Source organism: Emticicia sp. 17c (assembly GCF_037153985.1).
In the GTDB taxonomy this organism is placed as follows: Bacteria; Bacteroidota; Bacteroidia; order Cytophagales; family Spirosomataceae; genus Emticicia.
Window position 1 is genome coordinate 109399 of the sequence record NZ_JBBAYI010000002.1, and the last position, 23777, is coordinate 133175.

General features: G+C 41.0%; 20 protein-coding genes. 10 read left to right on the forward strand and 10 right to left on the reverse strand.

The genetic code is table 11. The annotated features are described in order from the left end of the window. From WAA15_RS04980 to WAA15_RS05005, 6 genes are all read right to left on the reverse strand, one after another. Positions 1–132, reverse strand: coding sequence for a hypothetical protein (locus WAA15_RS04980; RefSeq protein WP_337041434.1), 132 nt, complete (start codon positions 130–132; stop codon positions 1–3). Between the two features lie 118 nt (positions 133–250). Continuing rightward, positions 251–1198: a helix-turn-helix domain-containing protein gene (locus WAA15_RS04985; RefSeq protein WP_337041435.1), complete on the reverse strand. Its 948-nt coding sequence runs from the start codon at positions 1196–1198 to the stop codon at positions 251–253. A gap of 162 nt (positions 1199–1360) precedes the next feature. Then, the gene (locus WAA15_RS04990; protein WP_337041436.1) at positions 1361–2254 is read right to left on the reverse strand and encodes a hypothetical protein; all 894 of its coding nucleotides are present in this window, start codon (positions 2252–2254) and stop codon (positions 1361–1363) included. A gap of 2 nt (positions 2255–2256) precedes the next feature. Then, complete coding sequence (locus tag WAA15_RS04995; protein ID WP_337041437.1) at positions 2257–3123, reverse strand: C1q-like domain-containing protein; 867 nt, start codon at positions 3121–3123, stop codon at positions 2257–2259. Positions 3124–3248: 125 nt separating this feature from the next. Next, entirely contained in the window at positions 3249–5150 is a 1902-nt protein-coding gene (locus tag WAA15_RS05000; RefSeq protein WP_337041439.1) for a histidine kinase, read from the reverse strand. A gap of 15 nt (positions 5151–5165) precedes the next feature. Then, positions 5166–5918, reverse strand: a complete 753-nt coding sequence (locus WAA15_RS05005) for a LytR/AlgR family response regulator transcription factor (protein ID WP_337041440.1) — start codon at positions 5916–5918, stop codon at positions 5166–5168. A 267-nt stretch (positions 5919–6185) separates the two neighbouring features. Between WAA15_RS05005 and WAA15_RS05010 the strand changes: the two genes are divergently transcribed. The 5 genes from WAA15_RS05010 to WAA15_RS05030 all read left to right on the forward strand — a co-directional run bounded on the left by WAA15_RS05010 (position 6186) and on the right by WAA15_RS05030 (position 9728). Beyond that, positions 6186–6980 carry a (Fe-S)-binding protein gene (locus WAA15_RS05010; protein ID WP_337041441.1) on the forward strand — a complete coding sequence of 265 codons (795 nt, stop codon included), beginning with the start codon at positions 6186–6188 and terminating at the stop codon, positions 6978–6980. A gap of 78 nt (positions 6981–7058) precedes the next feature. Beyond that, positions 7059–7565: a hypothetical protein gene (locus tag WAA15_RS05015; protein WP_337041442.1), complete on the forward strand. Its 507-nt coding sequence runs from the start codon at positions 7059–7061 to the stop codon at positions 7563–7565. A gap of 25 nt (positions 7566–7590) precedes the next feature. Further along, positions 7591–8631: an LLM class flavin-dependent oxidoreductase gene (locus WAA15_RS05020; protein ID WP_337041443.1), complete on the forward strand. Its 1041-nt coding sequence runs from the start codon at positions 7591–7593 to the stop codon at positions 8629–8631. Positions 8632–8664: 33 nt separating this feature from the next. Next, the gene (locus WAA15_RS05025) at positions 8665–9156 is read left to right on the forward strand and encodes a GAF domain-containing protein (protein WP_337041445.1); all 492 of its coding nucleotides are present in this window, start codon (positions 8665–8667) and stop codon (positions 9154–9156) included. A 2-nt stretch (positions 9157–9158) separates the two neighbouring features. After that, positions 9159–9728, forward strand: a complete 570-nt coding sequence (locus WAA15_RS05030) for a precorrin-2 dehydrogenase/sirohydrochlorin ferrochelatase family protein (RefSeq protein WP_337041447.1) — start codon at positions 9159–9161, stop codon at positions 9726–9728. A 44-nt stretch (positions 9729–9772) separates the two neighbouring features. On the opposite strand, the gene WAA15_RS05035 is transcribed toward WAA15_RS05030, so the two are convergent. Next, positions 9773–11533 (reverse strand): ABC transporter ATP-binding protein, encoded by a 1761-nt coding sequence (locus WAA15_RS05035; protein ID WP_337041449.1) that lies wholly within the window; start codon positions 11531–11533, stop codon positions 9773–9775. A 199-nt stretch (positions 11534–11732) separates the two neighbouring features. Between WAA15_RS05035 and WAA15_RS05040 the strand changes: the two genes are divergently transcribed. Together WAA15_RS05040 and WAA15_RS05045 are read left to right on the forward strand one after the other, a co-directional pair. Continuing rightward, positions 11733–12407, forward strand: coding sequence for a hypothetical protein (locus WAA15_RS05040; protein ID WP_337041450.1), 675 nt, complete (start codon positions 11733–11735; stop codon positions 12405–12407). Positions 12408–12460: 53 nt separating this feature from the next. Next, positions 12461–13630 (forward strand): glutathionylspermidine synthase family protein, encoded by a 1170-nt coding sequence (locus WAA15_RS05045; RefSeq protein WP_337041452.1) that lies wholly within the window; start codon positions 12461–12463, stop codon positions 13628–13630. Between the two features lie 50 nt (positions 13631–13680). Here WAA15_RS05045 and WAA15_RS05050 read toward each other — a convergent pair whose 3' ends face one another. From WAA15_RS05050 to WAA15_RS05060, 3 genes are all read right to left on the reverse strand, one after another. After that, positions 13681–15690: a TIM barrel protein gene (locus WAA15_RS05050; protein ID WP_337041453.1), complete on the reverse strand. Its 2010-nt coding sequence runs from the start codon at positions 15688–15690 to the stop codon at positions 13681–13683. A gap of 100 nt (positions 15691–15790) precedes the next feature. Beyond that, positions 15791–17257: a DUF1501 domain-containing protein gene (locus WAA15_RS05055; protein WP_337042165.1), complete on the reverse strand. Its 1467-nt coding sequence runs from the start codon at positions 17255–17257 to the stop codon at positions 15791–15793. A 16-nt stretch (positions 17258–17273) separates the two neighbouring features. Further along, a complete protein-coding gene (locus WAA15_RS05060; RefSeq protein ID WP_337041454.1) occupies positions 17274–19994 on the reverse strand; it encodes a DUF1553 domain-containing protein in 2721 nt (906 codons plus the stop codon). Between the two features lie 217 nt (positions 19995–20211). Between WAA15_RS05060 and WAA15_RS05065 the strand changes: the two genes are divergently transcribed. The 3 genes from WAA15_RS05065 (at position 20212) to WAA15_RS05075 (ending at position 23735) form a co-directional block, all read left to right on the forward strand. After that, positions 20212–21141 carry an alpha/beta hydrolase gene (locus WAA15_RS05065; RefSeq protein ID WP_337041456.1) on the forward strand — a complete coding sequence of 310 codons (930 nt, stop codon included), beginning with the start codon at positions 20212–20214 and terminating at the stop codon, positions 21139–21141. 115 nt (positions 21142–21256) lie between these two features. After that, positions 21257–23338, forward strand: coding sequence for a beta strand repeat-containing protein (locus tag WAA15_RS05070; RefSeq protein WP_337041457.1), 2082 nt, complete (start codon positions 21257–21259; stop codon positions 23336–23338). A gap of 10 nt (positions 23339–23348) precedes the next feature. After that, complete coding sequence (locus tag WAA15_RS05075; protein WP_337041458.1) at positions 23349–23735, forward strand: hypothetical protein; 387 nt, start codon at positions 23349–23351, stop codon at positions 23733–23735. Positions 23736–23777 lie beyond the last annotated feature (42 nt).

Sequence of the window (23777 nt, forward strand, 5' to 3'; positions counted from 1 at the left end):
TTAATGCAGGATGGCAAACAACCATTGGCCAGTTGCATAGCCTGCTCTGAAAATTGAGATGATACTCACTATAATACTTAAGGTCAGAAGAAATTTGAAAAATTTCGACTCGAAGAATTCTTGCTTTTTCATAAATTTTATTGATTTTTATTAAATAATGAACCTTTACAGTTTCTTACTGCATTCAAAGCTATAAAATACCGCAAAACCTGATTTGTCAAATTCTGCTAATTTTAATTACTACCTGTTTTTAGTAAACTACTTTGTTGTAGTTATCCTGACGTGGCTGTTTAGTAAAATAAGAAGGTGCAACACCAAAGTGTTTCTTAAAAGCCTTGCTGAAGGTATGAATATCTGAAAACCCAGACTCCATGGCGGCAGCCGATACCGAGTACCTATCTTGTTTCAGCATAGACTGCCCATACTCGAGGCGTTTCTGGATAAGATACTGATTAGGCGAAATACCAAATACGGTTTTGAAAAGCCTGAAAAAATGGTATTCCGACATACAGGCTTCTTGTGCAATATTTATGATAGACAAGGGTAATGTAAAATAGTTATCCATAAATTCGCGGCCTTTTTGGAGCCGCTTAAATAACTCTCTTTTAGTAACTGGCTTAATACTCGGAATAGCTTGTAGCTGCCTAAAAACCGGAATCTGGTCTTCAACAATTTTTTCTGAAATTGTATAAAATAACTCGTCTGTTATATCCTCCTGCTTTAACTGGCTGTGATATACCTGCGCCGTTAATTGCCTGAGCAATTGCCCCAGATGCGTTTGGGTATCGGCATACTGGTTTTCCAGAAAGTGGCTTGATACGAAAAATTGCCCTAGTGCATTGTCTGTAAAAGAAGTGTCGGGGCGTTGTATGCTTGCCACTACTTCGGCCAGTAAAATAGCAGAAACATTTATACATATACCCTTTACATTCTTGCCTTCATCTATTTCAACGCTACCCTCGTAGGTATCATTCGTTAATAAATACCTTCCTGTTTCGATGGGGTACTTATTTCCGTTGAGCGTGTATTTTTCAAGACCTTCTACTACATATTTAATAGCAAAACCTTGAGACGTTACGGGTTGGTAATATGCCTGAAGCGAAGAAAAAACCAATGAGTTCTGCTTTATTCTGACAACATCCAGCGTGTTTTTATGTTCGTTGAATAAATGAATCATTAGTGGGGCGAAGTTTTTCATAATTTTTTCAAAGAAAAAACGATTTTGGCTTTTTGGCTGGTAGTTTTTGATAAAAGGTTATTTTCTGTGAAGAACGAAAGCTGTTCTGCCCAATAAGAGCCAATATAAAAAAATAAAGCTGCCTGCCAAACAGCAAACAGCCTTATTGCACGGAAAAACCTATTAGTTTTTATCTTTTACTCCTGTACTTAAATCTAACTGAGTATTTATGATTTCTACTTCTATGTTATCGAAAGTAGCATTTTCAAATCTATTAATCTTCTTGGCAACACCCAGCACTTTTACTTCTCGAAGGTCACCATAAAGTTTTCCTGAAATAATTGCCTTAGTGTTAGAAACTGCCTGCCATTTGGTAATTTCAACAATAAAATCAGTATCAGCTTTGCCATTTACAAAACCATATATGGTTGTGTTTTCCTTTTTGCCATCGGTAGTACCCGAAAAATTAACTTCCATATCTTTGGGGCCGTATCTGGCTATGGTTTCTTTCGGGTTAAATAGCTGAATGGTTAATATCCGGTCGTCCGGCGAAACTATCGACCCAAATTGTAATAACAAATAAGGTTTATTGGAAGCAAAGTTCTTTACACCCTTGCGCCAGAGTGTAGCCCCTTTGTAAGCAACGGCAGCTTTAAAGGGTTGCCCGTCAAGCGTAGCCATAAAATCTGCTTTTTTTGTATTAGCTGCCAGCGAAGCACCATCGGGTTTAAAACCTTTAGGATACACCTTCATTCCTTTTCTAAGAGCATCGTCATAACTTTTAGGCTCGTCGGCAGTAACAAACTCAATGTAAGCCTCTTGGCCTGCACTCAATTGTTTGAGTTCTTTTTTGGTATCGTTGATGTCTTTCATTTTTACGATACGCACCAGATACTTAAAGCCTTTAGACGAGTATATCTCGATGGGGTCAGTTACTTTCAATAATCCTGACCTCACAATCAACAGCCCCGAATAATCGCCTTTGGCATCGCCCAGATAAATATCTCCTGTTTCGGCAGTGAATGCCTGCCCCAAAACCGAAGAACTGAAAAGTAAAAAAATAAAGAGTGTTTTCATCATTAAAAAACTTTATAACCTGCAACAGTAATTGTAGACCAATATCCTGATAAAACCTGACTTACGCCAGAAGACTGAAGTATCCTGAAATTTAAAACATCCCCCTCATTGCACTTAAGTATAAACGTTGAACTAGTGCCTGTACCTTCGGTATTTTTAAAATTAATAGTGTACTCATATTGCATATGAAAGCTATCATTTCGGTATAACCTGATTTTAATAGGCACGTTGGTATAATCACTTGACGCATTAAACATGGTATTCACAATAAAATTATACAGGCCGTCAGATGGCACCGTAAAATCGCCGGTTACAGGATTAAAATTGTTACCGTAATCAAAACGCTCCGACAAATTATCAAATGGATACTCTAAACTGGTTCCTATTGTTTTATTAGTTGGCAAGTATGCCGAAAAAGCAATTCTACGCTCTTCCCAAGCTGGCGTATTATTTCCTTTTGAAACCAGTATCATGCCTTCGGCTCCTACGCTTTCACCTTCAGCTTGCAAAGGGCCTGTAAGTTTTATACCATTTTGTGCAATTAGCTTCTGACTAAAAGTAACCATTCCGGTTGTACCATTAATGCTCATGCGCAAGGCATCGCCAGTAAAAAAGTTAAGGTTATAACTGTTTTTTGACCCTAGCTCGAATGTATTGTTAATTGCCTGAATGTATCCGTTAATAAGGCTGTTATTATAGAAACTTACATAAGGCGACACCCCCTGAAAACGGGCTATTTCGCCAGTAGCATTAATATGTAACGGAATACTGGAAAGCGTATTGGCACCAATACCAATCGAACTAGGTAGTGTTGTTACCTGCGCTAAAACGGTTTGTGAAGCAAACAGGAAAAGGATAAGTCTTTTCATAAGACGGATTCAAGTTTTTTTGATAGTCAAAAATCTTGAAATTGGTGTAAAACAACAACATACAATGAGTAACTAGACGTGCCGAGTTAATAACTTGCAGGAAATAACAGAAAACTGGTAAAGCCTTACTTTGGTAAGGTGAGTATAATTGTAGTACCTAGTGGCTTATTTTCGGCATCGAATTTATCTACAATATGGCATCGGATGTGCCAGTTATGAATTTTATTGAGCAAAATCAGTCTTTCTTCATTAATAGCCAGCCCCATCGACCTATGCCCTTCAGAATTGTATTTTAGTTCAGCCGCTTGTTTACGGCCAATGCCATCATCATCAATTTTTATCTCTATTTCTTCGCCTGAATCTATCACAAGCAAACTGAGGGTTCCTTTTGTGGGTTTGTTAGCCAACCCATGTTTAATGGCATTTTCGATGTAAGGTTGCAGAATAAGTGCCGGAACCATAACGGCTTGAGTATCGATCGACGGCGAAAGCTCAACCACTATATCAAACTTTTTTTGAAAACGTACTTGCTCAAGTTTAGTATATAGCAAAGCGGTATCAAGTTCTTCCTGTAAAGTAACAACCTGTTCTTTCGATTTCTGGAGAATAGAACGAATCAACATCGAAAAATCGGTCAGATATTCGGCCGCTTCTTCTGTTTTGTTCTTGACAATATAACTTTTAATAGAATTAAGGCTATTAAATAAAAAATGTGGATTAATCTGTAAACGAAGCATATTAAGTTCTGAAAGCGACACAGCCTGCTCCAGATTATTTTTCTGATTGATAATCTCGACAGACTTATAGGCCAAACCCATAGAAAAAAACAGGATTTCGAGCAAAATGCAGGTATTAAAAAAGGCATTGGGGTAGTGTTCGAGTAAAGCCGAACTCTGCGGAACCCAATGCAACCAACTGGACAAAAAACCGAAAATCCCCCCTAACAACAGAAAGCTACTGCCTATTTTAATGTAAAACGCCAAGCGCGTTTTGATTTGATACAAAAAAAACAATACTACACACCCAAACACAGATAAGTATACCTGTGTAAAAATGCTTAAATATACTTCCCAGTCATAACGACCCAGCGCAAGGGTAATACCTAGCTCTATCATGATAAGCACCACAATGCTTCGGAGTAAAAACCGGATTGTCTGTGTAATTAAGGGGTGCGAATGTGTATAAAGCAAAAAATTGCCGATAAACAGAAAATAACAATATTGCGTAAGTAAAACATAAAAATTCTGCCTGAGCGAAATCAGCAGAAATGGGCAGTATTTCATGAAATAACTCACATACGGCGAATACTCAAAACCCCATATACCAAAGGCTGCCATCGAAAAAAGGTATAACGAATAATACAGAATATAAGGCTGCCGGTTGAGCCAGTACTGAACAAACGTAAACACCCCCAGAAACAACAAAATAGCAATAAACGAATAATTAAATACTAGTGCGAAACGGTCGTTATAAAGCAGTTGTTCTTTTGTTTGAGCCTCTTGCTCATACGAAACAATGGCAGGAGAAATTATAATGTTTTTCAGTGAAAAACGATTGATTCTGGCATAATAAGTGTAAATCTTTTGCGGCGGAATACTAACGGGAATATAGGCCCCGTCGAAACGGAAAGGCCGTTGGTTGTCGGGCAGTAGCTTACTGGCTTCTGCAACGCTAAGCATTTTTTGCCCATCAAAAACATACAATGTAGTAAAGTAGCTACCCCCAGCCGTAAAAAGTGCAGAAAGGGTATCGCGGAAAGATGTATTTTTTAATTGAAACTTTAGCCATACATCAGTGGCGTATCTCGAAAAACGGTCGAACGTTGGTAATTCATGGAAAGGTCTGAAACCACTATTGCTAATCTGCTCAATAGGCAGAGCATGGGTGGAGTCAAGTCTGAACAGGGTTTGGTGTTGCAGGTTAAGCTGGTGTTGCCGATAAAAGGAACTGTCAATGTCTATAATGGTCTGGGCAGATAAAGGCAAACAAAAGCTCAATAATATTATTATAATTATAGCTTTTTTCATGCCTGAAAGGTTTTGTTAATTGCCGAATCGGACCAGACTTAATAATTTGGTTTTATTAGCCCGAGATACCTGTAAAACTGTTCCATCGTTCAGTACTACTGAGCCTGAATCGCCTTTAATATATTTTCGGATATGCTCAAGGTTTACTACATAAGAGTTATGAATACGCGCAAAGGTAGGGTCGTTGAGTATACCCTCAAACTCTTTCAAGGTTTTTGAAATCAAGATTTTCTCTTGATTCTGCAAAACAATAATGGTGTAGTTACCATCAGCCTTTGCGTAGGAAATCTGCTGAATATTAATAAACTCTAGCCCTTCAAGCGTCGGGATAGCCACCTGCTTTCTTTTTAAGCCGTCTTTTTGCATATTAGCCAGCAATAAAGCTATGTTTTCTTTTATGTTAAGGCTTTTTTGCTTGGCTCTTATCCTATCGGCAGCCCTGATAATACTTTCTTTATTGGTAGGTTTCAGCAGGTAATCTACGGCACAAAACTCAAAAGCCTTCAAAGCAAAATTATCGTAGGCTGTTACAAAAACCACATCGAAGTTAATCTGGGGTATTTGCTTTAATAAATCGAAGCCATTCAGTACAGGCATTGAAATATCCAGAAAAAGCACATCGAATGGCGTTTGATTAATGTATCTGACAGCCTCGGTGGGGTTATCAAATTTTTGTAGAATCTGAAAATCGGGACAAAATTTAGTAAGCTCTGCTTCTAAAACATCAAGGCATTCTGCTTCATCGTCTACTAAAATCACCGAAATCATTATTGTAACAATAGGTTTTCCAAATTTATTCTTTTTTCATAATCCCGACAAGCCCAATATTGATAAAAAAAGAATCTTTACAAAAATTCCGGTTCTGTACTTTTGTAAGTTGTATGCTTTTGTGGTAAAGCAATAACCTTTGGTTTATTTAAGTAGATATACACCCTGCCCACAAATATTTTACTGTTTACTATTGCAAATATTATGCAAGCATACTATTTTTGCTTTGCATCATGATTCAGTAATCATGTATTAACCAACAAAACTATGGCAGATACTATTGAATATAAAGTACCAACAATGGCAGAAATGGCCATGAACGGACAAGAGCCTGAGGTTCTTTTCTGGGTTGGCTGTGCGGGTTCTTTCGATGACAGATATAAAAAAGTAACCATTGCTTTCGTTAAAATCCTGAATAAAATCGGGGTTAAATTTGCTGTTTTAGGTACAGAAGAAAGCTGCACGGGCGACCCCGCCCGCAGAGCAGGCAATGAGTTTACGTTCCAGATGCTGGCGCAACAGAACATACAGGTGCTTAATGGTTATGGCGTAAAAAAAATAGTAACAGCCTGCCCTCATTGTTTTAATACATTAAAAAACGAATACCCCGAACTTGGTGGTAATTATGAAGTTATTCACCACTCGCAGTATTTACAGCAACTGATTAACGAAGGTCGTGTAAAAATTGAAGGAGGTGGCTCATTTAAGGGACAAAAAATAACCTTCCATGACTCATGCTATTTAGGCAGGGCTAATGATATTTATGAAGCTCCGCGCCAGTTACTCGAAAAACTTGATGCCGATTTGGTTGAAATGAAACGCTGCCGTACCAATGGTTTATGCTGTGGAGCCGGAGGCGGACAAATGTTTAAAGAACCCGAAAAAGGGAATAAGGATATAAATATTGAACGCATAGAAGAAGCCCTAGCCACTGGTGCAAAAACCATTGCCGTGGCGTGTCCTTTCTGCATGGTAATGATGTCGGACGGGGTAAAGAATAAAGAAAAGGAAAACGAAGTAAAAGTATATGACCTAGCCGAGTTGCTGGTTCAGACACTTTAAGGTTTCATATTTGTTGGTTTCATCAAAGAACTTTTACAGGTTCATTCAATGTTAAGTTACAAGAATAAAACCTGTATTATGTATATTGCTTTTGAACAACTTCCTTCGAGTGCGCGTATCTGGATTTATCAGGCTAACCGCGCCCTTACCGATAACGAAATTAGTATTATCGAAACTACTTTGCAACCCGCTGTGAGCCAATGGGCTGCGCATGGGGCTGCATTACTGGCATCAGTAAAGGTATTACATAATCGTTTTGTAGTTATTGCCCTCGACGAAAACCAACACGAAGCCAGTGGTTGTTCGATAGATGCGTCAACCCGCTGGTTTAAAGAATTGGGTAATCAACTCAATATCGATTTCTTCGACCGCTCTCAGGCTTATCTTGATGGCAATGAAATTAAAACGTTTTCTATTTTTCAGCCTAAAAAAGCTATTGAAAACGGCCTAATCAACGCCGATACAATCATTTTTGTTAACAACAATAACATTCATACACTAGCCGATTTATCAACCAAGTGGCAAATAAAAGCCTCTGAAAGCTACCTGAAAAGGTTTTTCAGTAACATAGGCACTTTGGCTTAATTTATCTTCTCTTAACAGATTTAGCATGGAATTAGGTATCAGTACATTCGGAGAAGTGCATCCCGATGGTGTAGCAGGCAAGGCAATCAATGCACATGAGCGTATGCAGGAACTCATAGCCGAAGGCAAACTGGCCGATGAAGTGGGTTTGGATGTATTTGCCGTAGGTGAACACCACCGACCAGATTTTATTATTTCGGCACCCGAAGTAGCGTTGGCCGCTATTGCTGCGGTTACCAAAAACATACGTCTGTCGAGCTCGGTAACAGTATTAAGCTCGGCCGACCCCGTACGTGTATTCCAGAATTTTGCCACACTCGACCTTCTCTCGAATGGTAGGGCTGAAATTCTGGCAGGTAGAGGTTCATTCATAGAATCGTTTCCCTTGTTTGGCTACGATTTACAAGATTACAACGAGCTTTTTATTGAAAAGCTCGACCTGTTAGTAAAAATTAACCAATCAGAAGTGGTTTCATGGAAAGGCAAATTCAGGGCCCCTATTCATAATCTCGGCGTTTATCCACGCCCTTATCAGGAGTCTTTGCCAATATGGTTAGCTGTTGGCGGCACACCGGGTTCTGCTATCAGAGCCGGAAAAATGAACCTCCCCATGACGCTGGCTATTCTGGGTGGGCGGCCTAGCCAATATGTGTCTTTTGTTAATTTATACAAACAATCATACAAAGAAGCCGGCCATGACCCTGCTAAATTTCAGTTAGGTATTAATTCTCAGTTTTATATTGCCGAAACCTCGCAGCAAGCCCAGAATGAATTCTGGCCCTCATACGAAAAACTGATGAATCGTGTCGGCAAAGAACGCGGTTGGTCGCCAATCACACGTGAACAGTTCGAATATTCATGTTTGCCAGACGGACCTCTTTTTGTAGGAAGCCCGCAACAGGTTATTGACAAAATACTTTACCAATCAGAATTATTTAATCATACCCGTTTTTTAGCTCAAATGGTTAAGGGCAGTATTCCGCACGAAAAAATCCTGAAAACCATTGAGTTATTTGGCACAAAAGTAGCTCCTGAGGTAAAAAAAGCATTAGCCCTGAGTAAATAACAAGTACGCAGGACTCCCAAACTATTTATTACTATGGCTGAAACCCTATATATACCACAAACGGCCTCGCGCAAAGAAGTTTATAACACCCTGTTACCGCAGGTAGAAGCACTTATTGGCTCAGAAACAGATACCATTGCTAATCTGGCCAACATAGCTGCTGTGCTAAAAGAAGCCTTTGGTTTTTTCTGGGTTGGTTTTTATTTAAAGAAAGACAACCAACTGGTTTTAGGCCCCTTTCAAGGCCCCATTGCCTGCACACGTATTAATTTTGATAAAGGCGTTTGTGGCTACTGTTACCGTACCAAAGCAACCATAATTGTACCTAACGTTGACGAATTTCCGGGGCATATTGCTTGTAGTTCGGCATCGAAATCAGAAATTGTAGTTCCTGTTTTTGATAGTAAAGGCAATGTTGCGATGGTGCTTGATGTAGACAGCGATAAACTAGATGATTTTTCAGAGACAGATAAAGAAGGGCTTGAAAGCCTGATACGTTTATTAGAAAAAACTTTTAAGGCATAAATATGAATACGTTGTTTCCGATATTTTTAAAGCTCGAAGAACTCCATACCTTAATTGTAGGGGGGGGTAACGTAGGTTTAGAAAAACTGGAGGCCGTACTCAGAAACTCACCACAGGCCCGTGTTACACTTGTAGCTCCTGAAATCAGAGACGAAATAAAAGCACTGGCACAAAAACATCGCGTAACGCTGATTTATGCCGCGTATGCAAATACTCATCTTGAAAATGCGGATATAGTTATTGCCGGCACAAACGACAAAGCCGTGAACAAACAGGTGCAGGAAGATTGTAAAGCCAGAAAAATTCTGGTAAACATTGCCGACACACCCGATTTATGTGATTTTTATCTGAGTTCGGTAGTACAGAAAGACGATTTAAAAATAGCAATTTCGACCAACGGTAAGTCGCCTACATTTGCCAAGCGTTTTAGGGAAATACTGGAAGAAATACTGCCCGACAATTTACAGGAAACCCTCGATAACCTGCAAACAATCAGAAACAAACTGAAAGGCGATTTTCAGGAAAAAGTCCAGAAACTGAATGAAATTACCCGAGTAATGCGAGGCCAATAAAAAAGCACCTGTGAAGGTCTCATAGGTGCTTTTTTAACCAAAATCTATGCTACGGCAAGGGTGTTTTTTCTTTCACCGATTTGCTGTCTCCACATGGCATAATACAGTCCTTTTTCTGCCAATAGCTCTTCGTGCCTGCCTACTTCAACAATTTGTCCACGTTCCAGAACGAAGATTTTATCAGCGTGCATAACCGTACTTAACCGATGGGCAATCATGACGGTTATGTAGTCGCCTTGTGCTGTTACACTCTTTACTGTATTGGTGATTTCTTCCTCAGTAAGAGAGTCAAGTGCAGAAGTAGCTTCATCAAAAACAAAAATTTTCGGATTCCGCAACAATGCTCTGGCAATCGATAAGCGTTGTTTTTCACCACCCGAAATCTTGATTCCTCCTTCGCCTATCACTGTATCAACGCCATTATCTGCACGAGCCAGAAGTGTCTGGCAGGCAGATTTTTCCAGCACATCGGCTATTTCCTCGTCGGTTGCATTCGGATGCGCAAATAATAAATTCTCTTTGATAGTACCCGAAAACAACTGTGTATCCTGTGTAACAAAACCAATTTGTGAGCGCAACTCTTCGATATTAATTTCGTTAGAAGGCAGGTTATTATAATAAATTGTTCCGCTAGACGGATTATACAATCCAACGAGTAGCTTTACTAAAGTAGTTTTTCCAGAACCTGATGGCCCCACAAAAGCAACTGTTTCGCCTTCTTTTACTTCAAAATTTACATTATCAAGTGCATAAGTATGAGCCGACAAATGCTTGAAACTCACATTCTCGAATTGCAGATGATGCACTGTACCCAAAGTAGACGGAGATTCGGGGGTTACTTCAACGGGTTTGCTAAGTAGTTTGTCAAAATTATTTAAAGAGGCTTCGGCTTCACGATAAGCAATAATCACATTACCGATTTCCTGCATAGGGCCAAACACAAAGAACGAATAAAACTGTAAACTTAATAACTGCCCCACACTCATCTGATTTCTGAAAATCAGGAACAACAAAACAAACAGAATACATTGCCGCAGGAAGTTCACGAATGTACCCTGAATAAAGCTGATACTCCGCACGCCTCTTACTTTTTTAAGCTCTAACTGAAGAATTTTAAAGGTATTCTGGTTAAGGCGTTTGATTTCCTGCGCTGTTAAGCCCAAACTCTTGATTAACTCGATATTACGCAGCGATTCGGTCGTAGTACCTGCCAGTGCCGTGGTTTCTTTTACAATTACGCGCTGAATTTCTTTAATTTTCCGGCTTAGTACTCTTGTCAAAGAAGCTAAAGCAAACGCTCCTACAAAGTAAATAGCTATGAGCCACGAGTTTACACTTAACGAATATACTGTTAAAAAAACAATGCCTACCACCGAGGTAAAAGCTACGTTAATAAACGAAGTTATAAACTTTTCGGTATCTGTGCGTACTTTCTGCAATACAGAAAGTGTTTCACCGCTGCGTTGGTCTTCAAATTGCTGATACGGCAGCTTAAGTGTGTGCCTGAGGCCATCGGTAAAAACATTGGCTCCCAGTTTCTGGATAATCATGTTTACCATGTAATCCTGCAATGTTTTAGCTATGCGGCTTATCATAGCAACACCTACAATTGCCAGTAACATCAATAAAACACCTGATAAAAATTCTGATTCGGTAAAGTCTTTGGCACGATTGGCGTATTTATCAATGAGCTTTCCGAAAATATAAGGGTCAAGCAGCGAAAATGTTTGATTAATTGCCGCTAAAATCAATGCCAGAACAACCTGCCAACGATAACGGCTGAGATAGTGTAAAAGAAGTTTCATCTAAAATCCTTTGGAAATAATGTATAGGTACATCTAAACAAACAAACTGATTTCGTAAATAATTCCATGCTTTTGAGGAGTTCTGGCTGGGTTTCATATAAGTTTTTTTCCAAAACTTTCTATTAAATTACCTTTCCTACAAAGATTCTTTTTTTATCTTTATTTTTAAAAAAACTTTGCCCTACAAAACTAAACCGATATGACACCCGTTAGCTCCCGTTCTTTTATCAGACAAGTAAAAGATATTACTATCAGTAGTACACTGGCTCTGGCCATTCTGGGCAGTAGTTTTACTTTACAAAGTTGTGGTAGTTCAGACGACGAAAGTGATTATGCCTACGAAGAAGTAGACGTTTATACGAAAGGAGTAAGAACTTATATTACAGAAACATCAAAAGATGTATTTAAAATTACCGACGAAACAGAAGTTCCTGCCGATAGCTCTATTGCCATTGTCACTTACCTTGATGGCAAAAAAGATACGCTTTCGCCGCAAGCAGTAAAGACTCTGATTGACAAAGAGGTGGCTTTGCACCCTACTAACATAGGCCATAGCGATAACCTATCGAATGCACTCTTGTTTGGAGGTATGGGTTATCTGTTAGCTAAAACGCTCAGCCCAAATTATGCCAATTACCGCCCTGATGTAACAACAGGTTTGCAAGCCAATAAGGCTACACCCAAAGATAGCTCTTACCACAGACGCCACGGTTATTATGGCGGTATGATGCGTTATTATGCCACCACGGCTGCATTTAATAAATCGAGCCAGATTCATGAAAATATCGGGCATTCGCGTACTACTATGGCAAGGCCCGCCGGTGGCAAAAGTGGTTTCTTCCATAGTTCGGGGCATAGTAGCCACCATTCTTAATCATGACGCGATTATTGACACGGTTAATCGCTTTTAACTGAAATCCATCAAAGATGAAACTCAAACAATTAATAACACCTCCGCAGCAATCGCTAAGAAATGCTGGCTGGGACTGGATGTTAGGCGAAGATACTTTGCCTTATATTACTAACGACATGGTTGTGGTGTCGGAAAAAGAAGCAGAAGCCTATTACGAAGCAGCCAACACACTTTATGAAATGTTTATTGAAGCAGCGCAATATGTAATCGATAATAACCTGTTCAATGAATTAGGCATACCCGAAAACCTGGTTAATCTTGTTAAGTTTTCGTGGGACAACGACAAACAGTGGCATCTTTATGGCCGCTTTGATTTAAGTGGGGGTTTAGATGGCAAACCTATCAAACTCATTGAGTTTAATGCCGATACTGCCACCTGTATACCCGAAACAGCCATTGTACAGTGGGCTTCGCTTAAAGCCAATAATTTAGATGAAAGCAGCCAGTTCAATACCTTGTATGAAAGCCTTGCAGAGAATTTCAGGGAAATACAAAGACAAAACCCGGGGTTTGAGCCATCGTTGCTTATTACAACTATGAAAGATTACCCCGAAGATGACACCAATATGCAAGTTTTGGGAGAAGCTGCCAGAGAAGCTGGTTTTGAAGTAGCTTTTGAATATATCGAAGAAGTGGAGTTTTCGCCTGTTGAAGGTATTTACAAGCAGAATGCTAAAGATGGCAGTTTTACCAGATATGATTACTGGTTTAAGTTAATTCCGTGGGAATACATTGGCTGGGACGAACCCGAACTGGCCGATATACTTACCCAGATAGTTGTTAATCAGAAAGCAATTGTGCTGAATCCGGCATATACGCTATTGTTTCAGTCGAAAGGCATTCTCAAAATATTGTGGGATTTATTCCCGAATCACCCTTTGCTACTCGAAACTTCTACTCAAACGCTTGCAGGCAAACCAAGTGTAGAAAAAGTATTGTTCGGGCGTGAAGGTGCAAACGTAAGAATTATTTCGGCGTCGGGGTATCCGTTAGAAGAAAACGATGGAGAGTATTTTGAGCAAAATACAGTTTTTCAGGAATACACCGAGTTTTTGCAAGATAAAACAGGAAATTACTATCAGGCAGGCGTATTTTTTGCAGGCGAAGCTTGTGGATTAGGTTTTCGTAAAGGTGGCAAAATAATTGATAACAAAGCTCAGTTTTGCGGGCATATTATTGAATAAACAAAAAGGGTCTCTCAAAAGCTACACGACTTTTGAGAGACCTCTGCCTGTTATTTCAATGCTCTTAAGTACCGTAAAGTAACAGGCAAATGCTGTTTTACTTCGGCGTTTTCATCTTCTATGTAATAATATTTTACCCCAGACTGAATAGCTGCCCGCAAAATTACAGGAAAATCTAATTGCCCTGTGCCTACTGCTACATCGGAGGTAAGGGGTGTACCGCCTGATAACTCACCCGTTGCCTGCCCCATCTTCATGTCTTTAATATGAATGGCAATAAACCGACCCTTATATTTCTTTAACAACAAGGCGGGGTCTTGCCCTCCATGAAAAGCCCAATATACATCACACTCAAAACTGACTTCGGCGGGGTTAGTTTTCTGCACTATATAATCAAAGAGGGTTCCGTCTTCGGTTGGTTTAAATTCGTAGCCGTGGCAATGATAAAAGAAATGCAAACCTGCCTTTGCCAGTGTGGCTCCGGCTTTGTTAAAAATAGCAATGGCTTTGTCGGCATCTTCTTTACTGAACTGGTTAGGTTTGTGCGGAATCCATGCCGAACCAACGTATTTTACACCTAATGCCTTTGCCGTAGCTATTACTTTATCAAGGCTATCTCTGAACAATCCGAAGTCTAAAAGAGTACTGTATGGGGTTATTCCAAATTTATCGAGTTCTTTTCTGAAATCATCAGGTTTCATATTATAAGTACCTGCCACCTCTACTTCTTTTATGCCAAGGCTCTTTACATAAGCCAGTGTTGTGGTAACATCTGTTTTAAAGTAGTCTCTGAGGCTGTAAAGTTCCAAGCCAATGCGGTTTTCGAGTACTTTACTGATACTAGCCTGCTTTTGCCCTGTACCGTTCTGGAGCCACATATCTAGCCGCGGAGTATTCCAGTTATAGGGTTTCGACACAATATCAATGTCTCCGTCGCCATCTACATCAAAGACTTTTCCTTCATGAAAACCGAAGCCTTTCTGAAATACTGTTTTTCTGAAGCCTCCCTTACCATCACCATACAGAATAAAGGCTTCTGCATTCGGGTTATCAGGAGTAGGTTGCTTTTCAGACCATTTTGCCATTTCTGCGCAGAAAATATCCAGATTCCCATCATCATTAATATCGGCAACTTCCAGCGTATGGCCATGAATAATTTCCCGACCTATTAAATCTCTGGATTTCCAGTTTTCTGGTACTTCGGCACTGCCTGTACATTCATAATAAAGCAGCCGACCTGTGCCATCACCCGGCGAAACCACTATCTGCATCTTTTTACCTACCTTAAATTTGGCTGCTACTACTCTACCCCCTTCCTCACCAAATTTAATGGCTTTAAAACCACCATCTACATACTTAAACCAGTAATTACCCGCTATTAAATCGGTAAAGCCGTCGCCGTCTATATCAGCTGCTTTGCAGCCTTCGGCATACCATGATTTTTTTTCTTTTTCTCCGGCCACAAAAACAGGCTCGTATTGCCATTGTCTGGCAGTCTTTGCTTCTGCCGGAATATCAGCAATAAACAAAGTTTTAGCTCCTTGATTCCAGAAAGCTAGCTGAGCTTTACCCGTTTGTTTGAAATCGCCGAATGCCTGGTCGTGGTGTTGGGTTTGCCCGTCGTTTTTAATTTCATAGCGTTGCCAACCTACATTAGGATTATAAAACGGATAGGGGTTTTCCCACCACCATATTTTATTGCTTTGCCAGTCGCCACCAAACACCAAATCTTTATCGCCGTCGTTGTCAATGTCATAAAAAGTGCCACCTGCTTCAATGGGCAACAATTCCTTTTCGATAACAAACTGCCGCCAGCCAATGGCATAATCATATTTAAAATAGATAAGTACGGGGGCTTTTTCACGGCAGCCCATTACTAACTCCTGTATGCCATCGTTGTCAATATCTACTGCCATTGAGGCTGTTTGCTGCGTTGTTTTCCAGTTAAGCGGAATACTGCCCGAAGCCGACGAGATATACTCCCAGTTCTGAGCCTTAGCAAGCCTGATGACCCCCAAAAAGATAATAGCAAAAAAAACAGGTATTAGCCGGTATTTCATAGACATAATTTTGTTGACAATTATGGCAAATATAGAAGATAAAAATAGCAACACAGAAATGTGTTGCCACTTAATTTATGGCTTGTAACAGTAATACTGCCTAAGCAATTATTTCTTTAATTACCTTACCACCAATATCGGTTAACCTGAACGGACGCCCCTGAAAATCGTAGGTGAGTTTTTCGTGGTCAAGCCCTAACTGGTTAAGAATTGTTGCCTGTAAATCGTGTACATGGGTCTTTCCTTTTACGCCGTAATAGCCAAGCTCGTCGGTTTCGCCATGTGTGAAACCCTTTTTAATACCTCCGCCGGCCATCCAGATGGTATAGGCTTCAATATGGTGGTCGCGTCCTAAGAATGGCGCAGGTTTGTTGTCGCGGTTTTCCTGCATGGGTGTTCTGCCAAACTCGCCGCCCCATACTACCAATGTTTCTTCAAGCAGCCCTCTTTGTTTTAAATCGAGCAAAAGAGCCGACATAGCTTGGTCGGTCTGGCGGCATTTCTCCCACAAAGCACTTTCTATTGACTCTGATTTGCTCGAGCCGTGCATATCCCATCCCCAATCGTACAACTGCACGAAACGCACGCCGTTTTCTACCAGTTTTCGGGCTAAAAGACAATTATTTGCGAAAGAGGTCTGGCCCGGGCTTGTGCCATATAATTCATGGATTTTGGCTGGTTCTTTTGTAATATCCATGGTTTCCGGCACAGTCATTTGCATTTTAAAGGCCAGTTCGTACTGCGAAATACGTGTTAAAATTTCGGGGTCTTTAAATTCTTCGTATTGGCGTTGATTAATTTCATTAATGGTATTGATGGCTTCTCTACGTAAATCGCGGCTGATACCCTCAGGATTATTCACATATAAAACAGGCTCGCCATTAGAGCGGCATTGCACCCCCTGATATACCGACGGCAGAAACCCACTTCCCCAAATGCTTTTCCCCCCTTCAGGGTATTTTCCGCCAGAGGTAAGCACAATGTACCCGGGCAGATTCTGGTTTTCGGAACCAAGCCCGTAAGTGGCCCATGCTCCCATACCCGGCCTACCTAAACGTGGGCTACCGGTTTGCATAAATAGCTGTGCCGGAGCATGGTTAAATTGGTCTGTGTGCATGGCTTTCAGGAACGTAACGTCGTCGGCCATGTGCTGAAAAAAAGGCAGGTAGTCCGAAATCCATGCACCTGACTGCCCGTGCTGTGTAAATTGCCCTTGCGGGCCCAGCATTTTAGGAACACCTCTGATAAATGCAAACGTTTTACCTTTTAAAAACTCTTCGGGGCATTCTTTGCCATGCCATTTCTGGAGCATCGGCTTAAAGTCGAACATTTCCAGTTGCGAGGGCGCACCAGCCATGTGCAGATAAATAACACTTTTGGCTTTAGGGGCAAAATGTGGTAGTTTAGGGGCAAGCGGATTGGCCGTCAATAAATTATCTTTACTATTGAAACAGCCCGTTAGCGACCCCAGGGCCATCATGCCAAGCCCCGCAGTGCATTGTTTCAGAAAATGCCTGCGCTTAATAGCCTGCAAATTGGTCTCACTTATTTCCTCAAAGAGGTTCATTTTCTTAGACATCTGCTTACTGTTTAGTGACGAATTCATCCAGATTCATGATGGCATTAGCTACAACAGTTAATGCGGCTATTTCTGGTTTCGATTTATTTTCTTTTAAAAAGGCATTGCTCTTTTTGGGTTCTGCCCTGAATTGCTTCAACGATACTTCGTAGAGCCGTTTGAGAGCTTCTTTGTCGTCTTCGGGGGCTGTATGTGTAAAAACCCGCTGATACACCCAATCGATTTGTTCATCAATTATGCGGGCATTTTTTTGCATCAGTATAGCCAGCCCTTTCGATGCCTCTATAAAAACGGGGTCGTTCAGCAATTGCAGGGCTTGCAAAGGCGTGTTGGTACGGATACGCCTTTGAGTGCATATTTCACGGCTTGGCGCATCAAAAGTAATTTGCTGCGGATAAGGCCCCGTTCGGCGGGCAAAAGTATATATTGCGCGTCGGTACTGGTCTTCGCCCTCGCTTTGCTTGTAATTAAGATTACTATTTACAGCCTGCCACACGCCATCGGGCTGATAAGGCATTACAGGCTTACCATACATTTTGTTACTCAGTAAGCCGCTCACAGCCATAGCTTGGTCTCTTACCATTTCGGCCGTTAGCCTGATACGCGGCCCATGTGCCAACAAACGATTCTGAGGGTCTTTCTGGGTTAATGAATTACTACTGAAAGACGACTGTCTGTAAGTAGCCGACATAACCACGTATTTGAGTAGAGGTTTCATTTTCCAGCGATATTCATCTCTGAATTTAAGTGCCAGAAAATCGAGCAATTCTGCATGAGAAGGTCTAGCTCCTTGTGTCCCAAAATCTTCCAGTGTTTCTACCAGACCAATACCAAATAGTTGTTCCCAGAAACGATTTACCATTGTGCGGGCCGTAAGGGGGTTCTCTTTACTTAATAGCCATTCGGCCAGTCCTAGCCTGTTACGAGGTGCATTGGCAGGAAAAGCATTCATTGAATGTGGCACATCGGGTTCTACTGCCTGCCCATGCACCAACCAGTTACCTCTGACAAAAACATGTGTTTTGCGTTCATAGTCAGGGTCAGATTTAAGCATGATGGGCGTATTTTGGGTTTTGGCTGTAATCAGATACTGGAAATCCGAGAATTTTTTGGGGTCTCCCTTCGGAAACTCTTCCATAAACGTAAACCAGTTTATCGAAAACACATCCTGCTCAGGTTTTGTACGGGTATTGCTGCCTGTCAGGTACAAATCATGCCTGCCTTCGGCAGGCTTTATGGCAATAAACAATAATTTATTTTTACTGGTAGTATCCAGTTTTAATCTGGCTAGTATTTCTCCATCGGGTTTATCCTTCCTAAGTTCTAGGTAGCCCCCTACGTTTTTACTTACGTAGCTAATCAGAAATGTATTTTTATTGGTTAACTGTATATCGGGTAAGCGGCAGGTTCCTTTATGCCTGAGGCCAATGTTTCGGTCGCCTAGTAAAGCACCATTTACGTAGTTATCGGCATAATGTGCATGGTGGCGTGGTTCCAGACTTCTGAGAAACTGACGGTATTGCTGGCTTCCAGAGTCGCCTAGCTTAGTTTTAATCCAATGAGTAAGGCTATCGAGCTTTTGCTCGTCTTGGTCTGAAAACTTCCGGTAATTAGGTGCTTCATCCTGCGTGTCTTCGTCTCGTGTATTGTTGAAGAATGCCATCATTTTGTAATACTCCTCATTACGGAAAGGGTCGTACGGATGGCTATGGCATTGCACACAGGCAAAGGTAGTTCCCTGCCACACATCAAAGGTGGTATTTACTCTATCAATTACGGCTGCTACCCTGAACTCCTCATCTAATGTTCCGGTTTCATCATTATTCATGGTATTCCGGTGGAACGCTGTTGCAATCAGTTGATTTTCGGTTGGTGATGGCAGTAAATCACCTGCAAGTTGTTCTTTCGTAAACTGGTCGAAAGACATATCGGCATTAAACGCATCAATTACCCAATCCCGATAACGCCAGATAGTACGCCCGTTATCTTTCTGATACCCACGGCTATCCGAATAGCGGGCTAAGTCAAGCCACATAGAGGCCCAACGTTCCCCAAAGCGTTTTGAGGCCAGCAATTCATCTACCAGTTTTTCATAGGGTTCTTCATTAATTACATATTTACTGACTTGCTCTGGCGTTGGTGGGAGGCCTGTTAAATCGAAACACACACGGCGCACCAATATATTACGATTAGCTTCTTTAGCTGGGCTTAAGCCTTCTTCTTCCAGTTTTGCTTTAACAAAGTAATCAATATCATTCTGTTCCCATTGCCCTAAGCCAAACAAGCCTGACCAGATTCCTTTATTGGGAACCTTCGTTTCACGCGGTGGAACATAAGCCCAGTGGTCGCCCCATTTAGCCCCTTCTTTTACCCATTGTGTCAGAATATCAATATCATGCTGGCTCAACTGTGCAGCCTTATAAGGCATTCGTTCATCGGGGTCGGGGTGTGTGAGTCGTTTGATAAAATCACTTTGTTCGGGATGAAAAGGCACAATAGCTGCTTTTCCTGACTTGGTTTTGGCTAATGCTTCATTACGAAACAAAAGGCTGAAATCGCCCTGACGTTTTACACCTCCATGGCACGAAATACAATGTTTATTAAGTATAGGCTTAACTTGTGTACTATAATCGATGGCATCGGAGGAGGAATTATGAAAGTGATTCCACCCGATAGAAAATATAGTAATGATAATGGCTGATATAAAGATTAGGCGAATCTGCATAGATTAAGTAATAAACCCGATAAGTGAACAAAGTTAACAGATAACGAAAGGACTAGCCAGTAGATTTCTGTTATTTTTTTGTACTTTTTTGATATTATTTTTAAATATAAAATTATCTAAAAGCAGTACATCCCGAAGATTATGTTTAACCCGATAGCAGGATTCTACACAGTTTTTGAGTACTTTTGAAGTATCTTTTACTATAATACCCCTTCCTATGAAACGATATTTTTTACTTAACAGAGCCGTTTTATCAACCTTGTTTTTGTTTTTTGTGGGTTCTGTTGCTTTAGCACAAGTTACAAACCGCGTTATGCCCTTTTTTCCGGCTGGTACAAAACTCTATGCCAATATTCCGTACGCGAACGATACCCTCAAAAAGCATCTGCTAGATATTTATATGCCAGCCGATGCCAAAGGAGATATTCCGCTGGTTATATGGGTGCATGGTGGTGCATGGATGCTCAACGACAAATATGCCGACATGAGTTATATGAAAAAGACTATTTCGGCTATACTTAACAACGGCTTTGCGCTGGCTTCTATCGATTACAGGTATAGCACACAGGCTATTTTTCCGGCACAAATACAGGATTGCAATCAGGCCGTTGAGTATCTTTACCAACATGCTTCAAAGTACGGCTATAACCGTAATAAAATTGCATTGATAGGTTTTTCGGCTGGTGGACATCTGGCCTCTTTGCTGGCGTTGTCACATAACAATAAAGTAGGAGCTTTTCTTAGCCCGTCGGGTAAAACCTCGTTTCATATCACAAGCGTTGTTGATTTTTATGGCCCTGCCGATTTTCTGGCTACTTTAAAACCTGAAGATGAAAATGCCCCTAAAAGCTCGGTTAGTATTTTATTGGGAGCGTCGCCACTTGAACGCCCAGACCTTGCCAAATTTGCCAGCCCTGCTACTTACATAGATAAAAACGACCCACCCTTTTTAATTATTCAGGGAGAAAAAGATGAGTCTGTACCTGCGGCGCAATCGAAACTGCTTAGTTCATGGCTTACGCTGGCTAAAGTTCAGAACGAGTTAATTATTGTAAAAAATGCCCCACATTACGGCGAAATGTTTGATGAAACCGCCATCAGGGAAAAGGTTATTACGTTTCTGAAAACCACACTCACAAAGCCCTGATTTACCTGAAAAATCTCACTTATTTACCATTTAGTAAAAAATACGCCACATTTTCATAGAGAAAATTGTATCCGCAAAGTGCAGTTTATAATTTTCATAAAAAAACGTTTGCTTTATGAAAATGTACAAACATCTATTAATTTGTTTTATAGCTATCAGCTCAAAACTTTATGCACAGGTTATTGAAGCTAAAAATCCAAGCACAGACGCAAGCATTTACAGTGTTTTAGGTGTTATTATACCAACATCACCCGGTGGGTTCTCAGCCGGAATCAGAGGAATTAACAACGGCACAGGTGGGCTAGGCATCGGGGTCTGGGGTAGTCAGAATGGTAGCGGGTGGGGCGTTTATGGTGTTACACCTAGTGGCATTGGTGTTTATGGTAACTCTTCGAGCAATGGGTACGGCCTTTATGGCAACAGCAACACAGGTGTCGGCCTGACTGCAACTTCTACAAATGGGGTTGCAGCCAATTTTTCTATCTACAACAATGCTAACAATAATAATGTAATTGAGGCAAATACTGTGGGTAATGGTACTGTTATTAATGTTTCAACCTCAGGCTCTGGTACAGGTATCCGAAGCTCAACTAGTAGCGGGTTTAGTATTCAGGGGATAACCACCGCCATTACCTCGGCAGGTATTGTGGGTGACAACAATGGCGGCGGCGAAGCTGTGGTAGGAAGAACCACCAGCGACATTGCCGGATCGGTAGTAGGCCGTAACGATGGTGGTGGATATGGAGTAAGAGGCTTTGTGGCTACCAGTACTTCTGGTGAAGGTATTGGAGTATACGGGCAAATTGGGATATCCGGTAGTAAAGGGCGTGCAGGCAGGTTTGAAAACTTTAACTCTAGCAACGATTACAATACATTTGAGGTGGTTACAAATAGCCTTGGTAATAATTCTTATAATACTTTAGGGAATGCAGCCTCTTTTACGGTAAATAATAGCAATAGTGTTTCAGCCGCAGTAAGGGGCGAAGTAAATACCATTTTCGGAAATTTTGGAGCAGCCGGTGTATTCGGAACCGCCATAGGTACAGGCGGAGTAGCGGGGCTTTTCTATGCTTCTAATGCCTCAGGTAGTGGCAAAGGCTTAGTTGCCATAACTGAAGGCCAAGGAAATGCCATTACCGCCAATGTAGCTAAAGATGGCAATGGTGTAGAAAGCTATATTGATGGGGCAGGTAACGCTGTTTACGGCTGGGTACCTACTTACAGTAATGGCAAGGCCGGTAGATTTGAAATTTTTAATCAATCTAATACAAACGATGTTGTTTCAGTTAAAACAGTAGGAAATGGCACCGCTCTTCGTGCAACAGTAAACAGAACAACAGGCACTTCTGCGGCTTTAAAAGGCGAAATCAACTCACAGTTTGCCAACTTTGGTACTGCCGCGGTATATGGGGAATCGTCGGGGACTGGTGGCGTAGCTGGTTTATTTTATTCATCAAACTCAAGTGGCTCAGGTAATGCTATTTCTTCCTACACAGATGGTTCAGGAAATGCCATTTATAGCCTTGCCAGTGGTAGTGGATACTCATTTTATGGGTTAGCGGGGTCAAGTTCTACAAAGGTAGCACGCTTCGAAAATACTTATACATCTAATGCCAATATAACTGTTCAGGTATTGAATGCGGGTACAGGTACAGCCTTTTTTGTAAACCATACTGGTTCAAGTGGTAATATTGGCGTTTTTCAAAGCAATAGTTCAAACGTTGCCCGTATTAATAAATCAGGTACGGGCTACTTTAATGGCGGAACTGTTAGTAGTGGTGCCGACGTAGCCGAAGCATTTGATGTAGACACCAACATTAAAAATTTTGAACCGGGCGACGTGCTGGTAATTGCTGTTGATAAAGACCGCACCGTAGCCAAATCAGCCGAGCCATATTCTAACCTTGTAGCTGGTGTTTATGCCACAAAACCGGGCGTATTACTAACCGAAGAAAACATCGATACAGAACTTACAGGAAAAGTACCGATGGGCGTGGTAGGCGTAATACCAACAAAGGTTTGTCTGGAAGGGGGCGCAATCAAAAGAGGCGATATGCTGGTAACTTCTTCTATACCCGGAGTAGCCATGAAGGCCGACCGCAAAAAAGTTGAGGTCGGTCAGGTAATTGGTAAAGCTCTGCAAGAGTTTAACTCTGAAAATATCTCAACAATTAAAGTCTTAGTAAGTATAAAATAACCAGTAACCCATGAAAAAGATAATATACCTCCTTTGCTCATTTAGTATTTTAGTTTGTACAAAATTAAAAGCACAAGATAATTTCGAGCTAATAAAGAATAACAAAGTTCCGGGCTTATTGTATGCCCCCACTACTACAACCAATGTTGTAAAAGACAAAGGCTTTGAAGGCTCTAGCTTAGCAAAAGCCATGAAAGAAGGAAAACTTGAAGGTGACAAATATAGTTTTTCAACCAATGCCCCTGCTACCTCTAATCAGGTAGGCGGAGTATCTCCCAAAAAGGGATTGAGTAGTGAAATGAGCGAAAGTGAAGCAAAGGCAATTCGTGATAAAGAAGCTAAACAAACACAAGCCAGTCAACCTGTTCTGCCAACGCAAGAAGTTAAAAAAGAATAAGTTGTTTTTGTTCTAATCATAGGGCTATCCATTCGGGTAGCC

Bases quoted from the DNA above. Each gene is read 5' to 3' on its own strand.
- WAA15_RS05040 (WP_337041450.1), top strand. From the start codon at position 11,733: ATGACACCCGTTAGCTCCCGTTCTTTTATCAGACAAGTAAAAGATATT.
- WAA15_RS05060 (WP_337041454.1), bottom strand. From the start codon at position 19,994: ATGCAGATTCGCCTAATCTTTATATCAGCCATTATCATTACTATATTT.
- WAA15_RS04980 (WP_337041434.1), bottom strand. From the start codon at position 132: ATGAAAAAGCAAGAATTCTTCGAGTCGAAATTTTTCAAATTTCTTCTG.
- WAA15_RS05025 (WP_337041445.1), top strand. From the start codon at position 8,665: ATGGCTGAAACCCTATATATACCACAAACGGCCTCGCGCAAAGAAGTT.
- WAA15_RS05005 (WP_337041440.1), bottom strand. From the start codon at position 5,918: ATGATTTCGGTGATTTTAGTAGACGATGAAGCAGAATGCCTTGATGTT.
- WAA15_RS05000 (WP_337041439.1), bottom strand. From the start codon at position 5,150: ATGAAAAAAGCTATAATTATAATAATATTATTGAGCTTTTGTTTGCCT.
- WAA15_RS05015 (WP_337041442.1), top strand. From the start codon at position 7,059: ATGTATATTGCTTTTGAACAACTTCCTTCGAGTGCGCGTATCTGGATT.
- WAA15_RS05045 (WP_337041452.1), top strand. From the start codon at position 12,461: ATGAAACTCAAACAATTAATAACACCTCCGCAGCAATCGCTAAGAAAT.
- WAA15_RS05010 (WP_337041441.1), top strand. From the start codon at position 6,186: ATGGCAGATACTATTGAATATAAAGTACCAACAATGGCAGAAATGGCC.
- WAA15_RS05065 (WP_337041456.1), top strand. From the start codon at position 20,212: ATGAAACGATATTTTTTACTTAACAGAGCCGTTTTATCAACCTTGTTT.
- WAA15_RS04990 (WP_337041436.1), bottom strand. From the start codon at position 2,254: ATGAAAACACTCTTTATTTTTTTACTTTTCAGTTCTTCGGTTTTGGGG.
- WAA15_RS04995 (WP_337041437.1), bottom strand. From the start codon at position 3,123: ATGAAAAGACTTATCCTTTTCCTGTTTGCTTCACAAACCGTTTTAGCG.
- WAA15_RS05020 (WP_337041443.1), top strand. From the start codon at position 7,591: ATGGAATTAGGTATCAGTACATTCGGAGAAGTGCATCCCGATGGTGTA.
- WAA15_RS05050 (WP_337041453.1), bottom strand. From the start codon at position 15,690: ATGAAATACCGGCTAATACCTGTTTTTTTTGCTATTATCTTTTTGGGG.
- WAA15_RS05075 (WP_337041458.1), top strand. From the start codon at position 23,349: ATGAAAAAGATAATATACCTCCTTTGCTCATTTAGTATTTTAGTTTGT.
- WAA15_RS05035 (WP_337041449.1), bottom strand. From the start codon at position 11,533: ATGAAACTTCTTTTACACTATCTCAGCCGTTATCGTTGGCAGGTTGTT.
- WAA15_RS05030 (WP_337041447.1), top strand. From the start codon at position 9,159: ATGAATACGTTGTTTCCGATATTTTTAAAGCTCGAAGAACTCCATACC.
- WAA15_RS04985 (WP_337041435.1), bottom strand. From the start codon at position 1,198: ATGAAAAACTTCGCCCCACTAATGATTCATTTATTCAACGAACATAAA.
- WAA15_RS05055 (WP_337042165.1), bottom strand. From the start codon at position 17,257: ATGAACCTCTTTGAGGAAATAAGTGAGACCAATTTGCAGGCTATTAAG.
- WAA15_RS05070 (WP_337041457.1), top strand. From the start codon at position 21,257: ATGAAAATGTACAAACATCTATTAATTTGTTTTATAGCTATCAGCTCA.